This window comes from Halovulum dunhuangense (assembly GCF_013093415.1).
GTDB classification, from domain to species: domain Bacteria; phylum Pseudomonadota; class Alphaproteobacteria; order Rhodobacterales; family Rhodobacteraceae; genus Halovulum; species Halovulum dunhuangense.
The window spans coordinates 1,597,435-1,609,232 of sequence record NZ_JABFBC010000001.1; the positions used below are offsets into that span (position 1 = coordinate 1,597,435).

Annotated in this window: 14 protein-coding genes; 2 read left to right on the forward strand and 12 right to left on the reverse strand. The window is 69.2% G+C overall.

The genetic code is table 11. The features are described from left to right. Positions 1-28 precede the first annotated feature (28 nt). The 12 genes from phnD to HMH01_RS07885 all read right to left on the reverse strand — a co-directional run bounded on the left by phnD (position 29) and on the right by HMH01_RS07885 (position 9,910). Positions 29-943 (reverse strand): phosphonate ABC transporter substrate-binding protein, encoded by a 915-nt coding sequence (gene phnD, locus HMH01_RS07830; protein WP_171324040.1) that lies wholly within the window; start codon positions 941-943, stop codon positions 29-31. Between the two features lie 50 nt (positions 944-993). Continuing rightward, positions 994-1,800, reverse strand: coding sequence for a phosphonate ABC transporter ATP-binding protein (phnC, locus tag HMH01_RS07835; protein ID WP_171324042.1), 807 nt, complete (start codon positions 1,798-1,800; stop codon positions 994-996). 95 nt (positions 1,801-1,895) lie between these two features. Next, entirely contained in the window at positions 1,896-3,065 is a 1,170-nt protein-coding gene (locus HMH01_RS07840; protein WP_171324044.1) for an alpha-D-ribose 1-methylphosphonate 5-triphosphate diphosphatase, read from the reverse strand. Next, complete coding sequence (locus HMH01_RS07845; protein ID WP_171324046.1) at positions 3,052-3,756, reverse strand: phosphonate C-P lyase system protein PhnL; 705 nt, start codon at positions 3,754-3,756, stop codon at positions 3,052-3,054. The genes HMH01_RS07840 and HMH01_RS07845 overlap by 14 nt, the downstream gene beginning before the upstream one ends. Positions 3,757-3,763: 7 nt before the next feature. Next, positions 3,764-4,573 carry an ATP-binding cassette domain-containing protein gene (locus HMH01_RS07850; RefSeq protein ID WP_171324048.1) on the reverse strand — a complete coding sequence of 270 codons (810 nt, stop codon included), beginning with the start codon at positions 4,571-4,573 and terminating at the stop codon, positions 3,764-3,766. Continuing rightward, positions 4,570-5,484, reverse strand: coding sequence for an alpha-D-ribose 1-methylphosphonate 5-phosphate C-P-lyase PhnJ (locus tag HMH01_RS07855; RefSeq protein WP_171324050.1), 915 nt, complete (start codon positions 5,482-5,484; stop codon positions 4,570-4,572). The genes HMH01_RS07850 and HMH01_RS07855 overlap by 4 nt, the downstream gene beginning before the upstream one ends. After that, positions 5,481-6,560, reverse strand: a complete 1,080-nt coding sequence (locus HMH01_RS07860; RefSeq protein WP_171324052.1) for a carbon-phosphorus lyase complex subunit PhnI — start codon at positions 6,558-6,560, stop codon at positions 5,481-5,483. Before HMH01_RS07860 ends, HMH01_RS07855 begins: the two co-directional genes overlap by 4 nt. Then, a complete protein-coding gene (gene phnH, locus HMH01_RS07865) occupies positions 6,560-7,099 on the reverse strand; it encodes a phosphonate C-P lyase system protein PhnH (protein ID WP_171324054.1) in 540 nt (179 codons plus the stop codon). The genes HMH01_RS07860 and phnH overlap by 1 nt, the downstream gene beginning before the upstream one ends. Then, positions 7,099-7,545 carry a phosphonate C-P lyase system protein PhnG gene (locus HMH01_RS07870; protein ID WP_171324056.1) on the reverse strand — a complete coding sequence of 149 codons (447 nt, stop codon included), beginning with the start codon at positions 7,543-7,545 and terminating at the stop codon, positions 7,099-7,101. Before HMH01_RS07870 ends, phnH begins: the two co-directional genes overlap by 1 nt. Continuing rightward, the gene (gene phnF / locus HMH01_RS07875; protein WP_171324058.1) at positions 7,538-8,269 is read right to left on the reverse strand and encodes a phosphonate metabolism transcriptional regulator PhnF; all 732 of its coding nucleotides are present in this window, start codon (positions 8,267-8,269) and stop codon (positions 7,538-7,540) included. The genes HMH01_RS07870 and phnF overlap by 8 nt, the downstream gene beginning before the upstream one ends. A gap of 92 nt (positions 8,270-8,361) precedes the next feature. Next, positions 8,362-9,051 (reverse strand): DUF1045 domain-containing protein, encoded by a 690-nt coding sequence (locus tag HMH01_RS07880; RefSeq protein WP_171324060.1) that lies wholly within the window; start codon positions 9,049-9,051, stop codon positions 8,362-8,364. Between the two features lie 46 nt (positions 9,052-9,097). Then, positions 9,098-9,910, reverse strand: coding sequence for an efflux RND transporter periplasmic adaptor subunit (locus tag HMH01_RS07885; RefSeq protein ID WP_171324062.1), 813 nt, complete (start codon positions 9,908-9,910; stop codon positions 9,098-9,100). 127 nt (positions 9,911-10,037) lie between these two features. Between HMH01_RS07885 and HMH01_RS07890 the strand changes: the two genes are divergently transcribed. After that, a complete protein-coding gene (locus HMH01_RS07890) occupies positions 10,038-11,057 on the forward strand; it encodes a methyltransferase (RefSeq protein WP_171324064.1) in 1,020 nt (339 codons plus the stop codon). Then, positions 11,054-11,602, forward strand: coding sequence for an AAA family ATPase (locus HMH01_RS07895; RefSeq protein WP_171324066.1), 549 nt, complete (start codon positions 11,054-11,056; stop codon positions 11,600-11,602). The genes HMH01_RS07890 and HMH01_RS07895 overlap by 4 nt, the downstream gene beginning before the upstream one ends. Positions 11,603-11,798: the final 196 nt, after the last annotated feature.

The window sequence follows — 11,798 nt, forward strand, 5'->3', positions numbered from 1 at the left end:
GCCCGCGCCCCGAAGGCGTTTCAGCCCGTCAGCTGCGGCGCTGCTCGCGCAGCCACTGGCGCATGTCGATGATCCACTGGTAGCGCTCGTGGTTGACTTCCGAGTAACCGACGGTCGGGTTCTCTTCGTCGGGTTGCGTGTTGCGCATGATCGCGAACTGCTCGGGCTCCTTCACCGGGAAGGCAAGCATCGCCTGCTTCACGTCCTCGATCATCTCGGCGGGCAGGTTGGCGCGGGCCGTGAACGGGCCCGAGGTGATCTCGGGGCTTTCCCAGATCTTGCAGATCGTGCCCTCTTCGAGCATTCCCTTCGACACCATGCGCTGGGGGATGCCGTTGGTGTCGCTGTCCTGGTAGGTCGCGGCGGCGTCGAAGGTCCCGTTCGCCACGGCCTGCACACCGGCCTCGTGGCTGCCCGAGAAGGGGACGGCCGCGAAATACGTCTCGGGCGTAATGCCCTCGCGCTCGACCAGGTTGTAGTAGGGCACGGCGTAGCCGCTGGTGCTGTCGGGATCGGCGAAGGCAAGCACCTTGCCCTGAAGGTCGGCAAGGCTCTTGATGCCGCTGTCGCAGCGCGTCACGATGATCGAGTAGTAGCCGGTCGAACCGTCGGCGTTCTGCGAGGTGAAGAGCGGGACCACGCCGCCGCCGGTCTCGGTGTAGAGCGCCGCGTAGGACGACGAGCCGTGGAATGCGAATTCGATCTGGTCCGCGGCCTGCGCCTGAACCACGCCGTCATAGCTGCTGGCCGAGAAGATCTCGACCTCCACGCCCAGCTCGCGCTCGAGATACTCCTCGAGCGGGGTGTAGCGCATGATGCGATCCTGCTCGTTCTCGCCCGACAGGATGCCGAAGCGGATGATCTGGTAGTCTTCCTTCCAGCCCTGGGCGACCGCGGGGGCGGCAAGCAGGGCGGCAAGGGCCGTCATCGTCACGAATTTCATGGTTCACTCCATGGTTGGCAGCGGTGGGAAAGGGAAAGTCTGATGCCCGGTCAGGCCGGAACCGCGACCCGCGCGGCGGTCGAGGTCACGCTCTCGTCGATCTCGCTCAGATCCTCGGTGCCGTAGATGTCGCGCACCACGTCCGGGGTCAGCTGCGCGGCCGAGCCGTCGAACATCACGCGGCCCGCGCGCATGGCGACGATGCGGTCGCAATAGGCCCGCGCGGTGTCGAGCGTGTGCAGATTCACCAGCACCGTCAGCCCGTCCTCGCGGTTGATCGCGCGCAGCGCCTCCATCACGCGGGTGGCGTTGCCGGGGTCCAGGCTGGCGATGGGCTCATCGGCCAGCATGATCCGCGGCTTCTGCACCAGCGCCTTGGCGATGGCGACGCGCTGCTGCTGGCCGCCCGAAAGCGTGCCCGCGCGTTGCAGCGCCTGCGGGGCAAGATCGAGCCGGTCCAGCGCCTCGATCGCCAGGGTCCGTTCCTCGTCGGTGAAATGCATCGCCATCGAGGACAGGAAGCCACGCTCGGCCAGGCGCCCGACCAGCACGTTGGTCAGCACGTCGAGCCGTTCCACCAGGTTGAACTGCTGGAAGATCATCGCGCAGTCCCGGCGCCACTGGCGCAGCGCCCGGCCGCGCAGCGCGGTCACGTCGGTATCGCCGTAGCGGATGACGCCGTCGCTGGGGTCGACCAGCCGGTTGATCATGCGCAGAAGGGTCGATTTGCCGGCACCCGAGCGTCCTATGACGCCCACGAACTGGCCAGGCCGGATATCCAGCGAAACGCTGTCCACCGCGCGGGTTTCCCCGAAGGTGCGGCTCAGCTTGGTGAGGGTGAGTGTTTGCTGTTCCATGCCGCCCTTGTCGCCCGAATCTGTAACTCCGCCCTGTCATCCGAATGAATTTTTGGTGACAGATCCCGCGGTCCCGAAAGGCGTCCGCCGCAGCCTCAGGCTGCGGCGGACAGGTGGACGGTGCCGTCGGTGTAGATCGTGCGCCCCCCGCGCAGGGTCGCCTGCACATGGCCCACACCGCTGTCGTCGGCGATCACCAGGTCGGCGCGCAGCCCCGGCGCGATCCGGCCCCGGTCGGCCATGCCCAGCGCGCGCGCCGGGTTGGCCGTGGCAAGCCGTGTCGCGCCGACGATCCCTTGCGGGTCGGTCTGCCCCAGCACCAGCACCGCCGGCAGGATCGCCGATGGGTGGTAGTCTGCCGCAAGGATATCCAGCCGACCGGCCGCATGGGCATCGCGCGCCGACAGGTTCCCCGAATAGCTTTCGCCGCGCAGCGCGTTGGGCGCGCCCATGATGGTCAGCAGCCCCTGCGCATGGGCGGCCTCGGCTGCCTCCAGCGTCACGGGAAACTCGCTGATGGTGGCGCCCAGCGATTTCATCAGCGCGACCTTGTCGGCCGTGTCGTCGTCATGGCTGGCCATCGGGATGCCCTGTGCCGCGCAGGCCGTCGAGATGCGGCGCAGCGTGGCCGCCAGGTCGCCCGCGCCCTCGGTCTTGACCGCGATGCGGCGGTCGATCTCGGCGCGGGCATCGTCCTCGGTCATGTCGTGGTTCCTGGCAATCGTGCGGACCATCCGCTCCAGGTCGCGGTACTGGCCCTGACCCGGCGTGTGATCGGTCAGCGATACCAGGTCGATCACCCCGTCGGTGATCAGTTCCTCGACCACGCCCAGCGCGTTCGGGAACGTCACCTCGAACCGGGCATGGACCCGGTGATCCACCGACAGCCGCGCGCGCATCGCCTTGAGGTCGCGCAGCATGGAACGGGTATGCTCGTAGCTGCGCATGTGGCCATAGGCGCTGCCGGGGTGGAAGCTGACGGCGGCAAATCCGGTGGTGACACCCGCCACCTTCAGCCGGCGGTCGAGATCGCGCAGGCCCAGTTCCATCGGCATCTTGACGTTGGGGCGCGGCTCTACCTCGCGCTCGATCATGTCGCCATGCAGGTCGATGAAACCCGGCATCAAGAGCAGGCCGTCGCCCGACAGGGCCGCGCCCGCGACGGGGGCGTCGGCGATCTCGGCGATCAGGCCGTTCTCGATGCGGACCGAGCCGCGCTCGATCAGCCGGTCCTCGAGGACGATACGGAAATCAGACAGCCACATCGGCAAGCTCCTTGGGCTTGAGGTCGATCGTCCGGTCGATCAGGTGTTCGACATCGCCGGGATGGTGAAAGACGCCGATCATCGCGACGCCATGGGATTTCAGATCCGCCAGCCGCCGCACCAGCGCCGCGCGCGCGCCCGCATCGAGCGAGGCCGTCGGCTCGTCCAGCAGCAGCAGCCGCTGCGGCAGGATCAGCGCGCGGGCCAGGTTCACCTTCTGCTGCTCGCCGCCCGAAAACGTGGTCGGATAGGCCCGCCACAGGTCGCGCTTCACGCCGAACTCGCCCAGCCAGCGGCGGGCCTCGTCCAGCGCCTCGTCCGCCGGTCGGCCGATGCGGCGCAGCGGCTCGGCGACGATCTCCTCGGCCGCGACGCGGGGGCGGGCGTTCAGGAACTGGGTGACGAAGCCGATCTCGTCGCGGCGCAGCAGCGTCACGTCCACGTCGGCCGCGCGCGCCAGGTCCACCGCGCCGTGGCGCGAGTGGAAGGTGACGCGCCCCGCCTCGGGCAGGTAGCTGCGGTAGATGGTGCGCAGCAGCGTGGACTTGCCCACGCCGTTGGGGCCGCGCAGCAGCAGGAACTCGCCGCGATCCAGGGTGAAGCTGACATCCGCGAAGGGATGCAACTGCTGGCCCAGGTGGTGCATGTGAAAGGTCTTGGCCAGACCTTCGACTTCCAGAACGACGGTCATGGCAACCTCAGAGTTTCGCATGGACAAGGGTCTGGGTGTAGGGGTGCTGCGGGTCCTGGAAGACCTGGTCGACCAGCCCCTCCTCGACCACGCGGCCCTGGCGCATGACCATCACCCGGTCCGCCATGGTGCGGATCACGCCCAGGTCGTGGCTGACGATCACCATGGTGATCGCGCGGTCGCGTTGCAGCCGCTTCAGCGTATCCAGCACCAGCGCCTGCACGCTGACATCGAGCCCGGTGGTCGGCTCGTCCAGCAGCAGAAGCGCCGGCTCCAGCGCGATCGCCTTGGCAAGCTGCACGCGCTGCTGCATGCCGCCCGACAGCTGGATCGGCGGCGCATCCATCCGTGCCAGCGGAAACTCGGACGCCTCCAGCGCGGCGCCCGCCTTTTCGCGCAGGGTGGCGAAGCGGCGTTCGCCCGCGACCAGCAGGCGTTCCGCCACGTTGCCCGACGACGAGTTGCGCATCAGCAGGCCCAGATGCGGGTTCTGGTAGACGATGCCGATCTGCCGCGCGCGCAGCTGGCGCCGCGCGTAGCGGTCCAGGTCGAACAGGTTCTGGGGCGTCCCCGGCAGGGCCAGCGCATAGCGCCCCGCCTGCGGGGTTTCCTCCAGGTTCATCATCCGCAGAAGCGTGGATTTGCCCGACCCGCTTTCGCCGACGATGCCCAGCACCTCGCCGGGATAGACGGTGGCCGACACGTCATCCAGCGCCAGCACCTCGCCGTAGCGGTGGGTGATGCCCCGCATCGTCAGAAGCGGTGGCGTCGTCATCAGTTGCGGTTGCAGCCGCTCTGCGGTGGCCAGGGCGCTCATGCGCGATACTCCCCGTTCTCGTACCAGGTCTCGCCGATGGGCGCGGCATCGCCCTCGGCGCGGCGGATCGCCTTGATGCCAAGGTTGCTGTCGGACAGCTCGAAGGCCGAGCCGCCATCCTCCAGCGGGATCTCGTTCATGAAGAAGCCCTTCACGCCGGATCGCGCGCAGGTCAGGCCCGCGTGATCCTCGACCTTGTAGGGCACGTCCGAGAAGACCAGCGGTTCCACCCTGGTGAAGGGCGGCACCGCGTGCAGCCGCTTCTCGCGCCCCGCCGACAGGAATGTCAGGTGGCGCGCCATGTGCAGCTTGGGCAGATCCCAGCGCGGGATGGGCGAGGGCGTCATGACGTGCCGGCCATTGACCAGCGCGGGGTAGCTCGCCCCCTGCATGACCCGGCCGGAGCGGACGATCTGTTCGTACAGGATCAGCCACAGCCGGCTGTAATCGGCATCGGCATGCATCTGCCGCGCGACGGACATGTTCGGCTCCACCGGGCGCAGCGGCTCGGGGTTCGGCACCTGAAGCACCAGAACCTGGTCCTCGCGCATCTTCTCCTCGGGGATGCGGTGGCGGCTTTGCACGATGGTGGCGTCGATCGTGTCCCATGTCTCCCGCGCGCCGGAGACGCGCGAGAGGAACTTGCGGATCGAGGCGGCGTTCACGGAATCGTCCGCGCCCTGGTCGATCACCTTCACCACGCTGTCGGGCCGGATCAGCGTCAGCGTCACCTGAAGCCCCCCGGTGCCCCAGCCGCGGGCGATGGGCACCTCGCGGCTGGCATAGGGCATCTGGCAGCCCGGCACGGCGATGGCCTTGAGCATCTTGCGGCGCAGCTCTCGCTTGGCCGAGGCGTCGAGGAAGCCGTAGGAAAACGCCTCCCAGCTGCGGGACAGGGCAGAGAGTGTCATACGGTCTCCTTTTCCGCCGGCTGGCCCTTGGCGGGGCGCGTCTCCTGGCGTTTCTTCGCGTCGCGCATGGCGTCGAGCGAGGACTGGAAGGTAACGTAATGGGGCAGCTTCAGGTGGATGCAGAAGCCTGACGCCTCCATCGGTTCGGTGTGGTAGAGGAAGAATTCCTCTTCCACGGGCGAGCCCTTGGCGGCCCCTGGCGCGTTCAGGTCCAGCGTGGCGCCCGCGATCACCTTGACCTCGTTCCAGCCGAAGGTGGCGCAGAAGCCCACGCTCAGCTGCGGGCCCTTGCCCTTGGACACCACCTCGGCCTGGCTGATCTTGACCCTTCCGGCCGAGAAGCGCGCGCCGGAGGGGTGACGCACCACGACTTCCGCCTCGGACAGGCGCAGCTCGTTCACGGTGGGGTGGTCGGTGCCGTAGCCGCGCATCGCCGAATAGCCCAGCGCCAGAACGCCGCCGGTGTCGGCGCGGGCCAGCGATTGCAGCGTGTGCGCGCGCCTGGCGGGAAAGAGCAGCGGCTCGCGCGTCAGGTCGGGGATGGCGTCGGGCGCGACCGGCACGGGTCTTGTCTCGGCGATCAGGCCGTGGGCCTTTTCCCAGGCGGCGACGGATGGGTGCTGCGGACGGGCCGGCACGGCGGCAGGCTCCACCGGCGGCGGGGTGAAGGGGGTCCCCTCAAGCACGCCGGTCGCCAGCAGGCGGTGCGAATAGTCCAGCGTGGGCCCAAGGATCTGGCCGCCCGGAATGTCCTTGAACGCGGCCGAGATGCAGCGATGCACGCGCTGCGCCTGCGGCGTCACCGGCTCGGCCACCGCAAGGCGGGGCTGGGTCGTGCGCCAGGCCCTGAGCAGGAGCACCGCCTCGTAGAGATCGCCGCCGGACTGCGCCAGCGCCAGCGCGGCCAGATCGGGCGCGTAGAGCGAGGCCTCGCCCATCACCCGGTCGATCAGCGCGGGCATCGAGGCGCGGATCGTCTCGACCCGGTCCGCGTCGATGCTGCCCAGTTCCTCGCGGTAGAGCCGCTCGGCCTGTTCGATGGCGCGCTCGCCGCCACGGGTTGCCACATAGGCCATCAGAGCACCTCCACTCTGGTGGAACGGGGCAGCGCGACAAGGCGCGCGCCGTCCACGATTGCGATGTCCACCCCCTCGGGGTAGCGGATGCGGGCGTCGCGCAGGGCGAAGAAGCCCTCGGGCAGGCCGCCCAGGCTGATCCGCGTCTCGGTCTCGATCCCCGGTCCGGTCAGGCGCAGCGTGGCGCCCTCGCCGATGGTCGCGGCCACGATCAGCGTGGCGCCGTCGTCGGGATAGAGCGCAGAGCCGGCGGGCAGCGCCTCCAGCGTCTCCCGCGCGCGGGAGTGGCCGGAAAGGAAGGCGTGATCGGCCTCGGCCGCCGGCACGAGGGAAGCCCCCGCTCGGCTGACCAGCGCAGACAGATGCGGGGTGTCGGCAAATACCCTGCATTCGCGGTCGATGAGCGCCAGCGCAAGGCAGTCGAGCCCCGGCTCGGGCAGCGCCTGCACGCTGCCGGGGCGGGAAAAGGCCCACATCAGCGCCTCGAAGGCGGCGTTGTCGCGGATCTCGTCGACATTCGGTTGGGGGGCGGTCAGCATCAGAACGTCTCCATGTCGACGCGGGTGGCCTCGACCGCGCGCATCCGCGCAATGTCTTCGGCGTCCTGCCGGGCGGACTGGCCCGCGACGAAATCGGCAACCTCGGCGCGCGCGATGCCCGAGGCCCAGGCCGCGTCCAGCACCGCCATCGCCATCGCGCGTTCCATGTCGCGCCCCGTGACCATGCCGTAGCCTTCGACGCCCGCTGCGCGGACATGCGCCTCGGCGACCAGCACCTCGCCCAGGTGGAAATCGACCTCCTGCACCGGGTCGCGCAGCGGCTGCATGACAAGTCCGGTGCGCGAGGCCAGCACCTCGACCTCGCCCAGGCCGGGCAGCAGCCGCTCGGCCAGCGCCTTCATCGGCGCATCGTCAGCGCGGGCGAGCACGGACAGAAGCCGGCCATGCTCTGCCCCGCCATGCGGCGCGGTTTCGCTGTCAAACATCGTTGCGATCCTCTTCCTCGGTATCGAGCGTGAATTTCACGCGGTCGCCGGCCCAGACCGCCTCGGAGTAGCCGATCACCGTGCCATCGGCGGTCACGTCGGCCTTGGTCACGACCAGGACCGGGCTTTCGGGATGCTGGCTGAGTAGCGCCGCCTCCTCGGGCTCGGGGCGGCGGGTGAAGATGGTGGTGCGCCGGCGGAAATAGTCGGCAATTCCGTGGTCGCGGTAGATGTCCGAGACCGACTCGCCCGCCGCGCGGCGGGCGCCCAGGTCCGGGAAGCGCGCGACCGGGAACCAGCCGATGCCCAGGCTGATCGGCACCCCGTCGGCAAGGCCGCGCCGCACCAGGCGGTGCACCGGGGCCTCGGTCTCGATCCCGAGAATTGCCGAGATCGCGTCCGGGGCGGGGCGGATGTCGTTGGCGATATGCTCCCCCGATGGTGTGACGCCCTGCTCGCGCAGGTTCTTGCGGAACCGGGTCCGCCGTCCGATGTGGTACTCGATGAGCGGCGCGTTCTGGATGAAGGTGCCGTTGCCCTGCACGACCTTCAGCTTGCCCTCGAGCGCCAGTTCGCGGATCGCGCGGCGCACCGAGTGGCGGCCCACGCCGAATTCCCGCGCCAGTTCCGGCTCGATCGGCAGCCGGCTGCCCGGTTTCAGCTCGCCACGCGCGATGCGACCGGCAATGTCGTCGCGGATATCCCTCCAGCTTTCGCGTCCCACGATGTCCCCTCATTCATTCGGATGAATGATGGGATGCCAGATTCGTGTGACAGCCGGATGAAGCCTGCGCGACGTTTCGCTGAAGCCACGCGTCAGGCGCGCAGCGCAAATCGGCGCAGGATGTGGAACATGCCCGCGCCATCCTCGCCGAAAAGACAGATCTCCCCGATGGGGAAGGGGCGGGGCAGCAGGGGCGCCACCACGGGGGCGAGCGCTGCCTCGACCGCCGCCGCGTCCTGCGGGTCGAGCTTGCCGCTCAGCGTCAGGTGGAAGCGGAATTCCTCCATCACATAGGGATAGCCCCAGCGGTCGAGCAGTTCGCGCTGCCGCGGGCTCAGCCGGTCCGGCGCGCGCCGCGCGATCTCCGACCCGGTCGGCGGTGCGCGGAAAGGATCGAGGTCGCGGACGCAGGCTGCCGCCAGTGCCGCCAGCGGCGCGGCGTCCCCTTCGGGCACCAGCGCAAGGAAGCCACCAAGCCGCGCAAGGCGAAGCCCCTGGAGATCGAACGGCGCAATGCGCGATGCCAGAGCCGCGCAGGCGTCCGCCAGCGCATCGGCGGTCTGGCCCTGGGCAAGCCGAAAGGGCGGCTTCAGGGTTCCGTGAAAGCCGTATTTGCGCGGCGTTCCGGTCAGTTCCGCCACGGGGCGGGGCAGGCCCGCCACGTCGGGATGGGCAACGGTGCTGCCCGTGGCCGGATCCCAGCCCAGCCATGCGGCACCGAAATCCGAAAGCCCGCCCGCAGGCGGCGCGTAATAGATCGCGAAGCGTTTCATGCTGTCCATGCCGGGGCGTCTACCGCGGCAACGTCACGATTCCATGACGGCCGGGCTACCGCAACTCCACCAGGCACCGGGCGCCCGCGGGGATCCGCCCCTCGGGGTTCGGCAGGACCAGCCGCACGCCGAAGGTGCCGCTGGCCGCGTCGAGGATCGGGTCGACCACGTCGATCACCGCCTCGTGCCGCCCCTCCAGCGGGGGGGCAAGCGCGACCGCGTGGGTCTGTCCCGGCGCTATGCGGCTGAAATAGGCGGCGGGCAGATAGACCTCGACGTAAAGCGGGTCGATCTGCGCCAGCGTCAGGATGCCGGCCTGTTCGGTCGCGTATTCGCCTTCCGTCGCCAGCAGCTGGGTCACGACGCCATCGAAGGGGCTGTTCAGGGTGCGCCGGTCCAGCAGCGCGCGCGCCTGGCGTTCCTGGATCGCGGCCAGCTCTCGCGCGATCGTCGCCTGTTCCAGCGACAACTCGCTCAGCGCCACCTCGATCTCGGCCTGCTCCAGCGTGGTCGCGGCGGCGACGTTGCGTTCCTGCAGGCTGCGGGCGCGTTCGTATTCCTTCCGGCGCAGCTCCAGCCGCGCAGCGCTCGCCCGCACCTCGACGTCCGAGCGTGCCTGCGCCTCGGCCAGTTCCAGCTGCAACTGCTGCACCGCATCCTCCAGCCGGACCAGCGGCTGGCCCGCGCGGACAAGCTGCCCGCGATCGACGAAGATCTCCTCGATCGTGCCCTCGTCCGGGGCGCTGAGCGTCGCCACCGACTTCGGCTCGATCACGCAATCGAAGGTCTGCGCCGCTGCCGCGCCGACAAGAACAGGTGTGGCGAGAAGGGTAATCAGGGTTGCCCTGGGGCCAATCGCAAACGACATGTTGTCCTGCCTGAAAGCTGTTCGCCCGACACTGGCGCATTTGCCGCCGCCGCTCAACCCGCACGCGTGATTGTATTGGCGCCCGCACCCTGCTTTGATCGCGGCGGACAGGCAGGACGGCGGTATCATGGACGCGGACACGGCACGGGCGCTGGCCCGGACAGAGGCGCGGTTTCTGGGCGACTACCCGACGCTGGTCGCGCTGAACGCCGGCCTTGCGACGGGCCTGCTGGACCGGCTGTGCCGCGACGGGCTGGCCCGCGATGGCGCGCATGCCGAACTTCTGCTGCATCTTCTCGAAAGGGGCGGCGCGATCGTGCCGCGGCAGGACCGCTGGGTTGCGGGGGAGGACCTGGCCCGGCTGCACGCGATCCGCTGGGAGGGCTTCGCCGCGCGGCTTCGCTTTACCGCGATGGCGGCGGCGGATCTGCTGACCGGCGGGGCTGCCTGTTTCGGCGATCTTCCCGCCTTCATGGCGCAGAGCCGCACCTTCGGCTTCTTCAACTACGCCCGCGCGCTGGGCACCGGGGCCGCGAACCTTCAGGATACCGAGCCATGGTGCGCCTATGTCACCGCACTCAGCGAGCTCGAGGCGCCGGTCCTCGCGCCGCTGCTGCCGCTGGAAGGGGTTGCGCGCCTTCTCGAGATCGGCGGCAATACCGGTGCGTTCGCCCTTGGCGTCCTGGCGCGGTGGCCGGGGCTGCACGTCACCGTGCTCGACCTGCCGGCCGTGGCCGGACTGGGCCGGCGGCACGTTGCGGCGCGGGGGCAGGGTGGCCGCATCGATTTCGTGGCCGGTGACATGCGGGCGGATCCGCTGCCGCATGTGGCGGGCCAGCCGCCGCGGGCGATCCTGTTCAAGTCGGTGCTGCACGACTGGCCCGAGGATCAGGCGCGAGGCATGATCGCACGCGCGGCCGCCCATCTGCCCCCGGGCGGGAGGCTGATCGTCTGCGAGCGCGGAGCCTTCGCGGACGAGGCGGATGCCGGCGGGCTGGCGGGGGCCGCGAACCTGGTCTTCGCGCGCTTCTATCGCAGGCCCGGCTTCTACGAGGATGCGTTCCGCGCCGCGGGCCTGACGCTGCTGCCCGGGCGGGACGCGATGCTCGACATGCTCTTTCACGTCATCGCGGGGCAGAAACCATGAGGGTGATCGCGGTATCGGGCGTGCCGGGGTCCGGCAAGACCACGCTCGCCCGCGCCCTTGCCCAGGGGCTTGGGGCGCGGCTGGTGGAGTATGACCGCCACGAGGCCATGACCCGGCGCCCGCCCGCAGAGATCGAGGACTGGCTCGGCCGCGGTGCGCCCTATGCGGAAATTCCGGTGCCGGGCCTGCGGGCGGCGGTGCAGGAGGCGGCCGCGCTCGGGCCGGTCGTCTTCGACACGCCGCTTGGCCGGGCCCTGCCCGAGACCGCGGACCTGATCGACCTGTCCGTCTGGCTGGACTGCCCCCGGGACCTGGCGCTCGCGCGCAAGATCGCGCAACTGTCCCATGGGGTGAAGCCCGGCTCGGGAGATCAGTTCGCACGGTGGTTGTGCGGTTATCTTGGCGCCTATGAAAGCGTGATCGGCCCGGCCTGCCGTCTTCAGGAATGCCGGGTGCGCCCGCTGGCGGATCTGCGCGTCCCCGAGGCGCAAACGCCGGATGCCGCCATTTCCCTGGTGATGCGCGCCGTTGGGGCGAATACTTGAAATTTTGTTTCGTCACTCATGCGTTGTGAGAAAAAACACAACGTTTCTGACCTCCTGGGAAATCAAAAGTGGAAACGAGTCACTTTTTCGCGCAGGCTGCGCCCAGGCTTGGTGGCAGTCAGGCTGTATTGAGAAGACAGTTGATCCGGCGCAGCGCTGCTCTGCCGGAGCTTGGTTTTGATGTATGGAGCCTTAG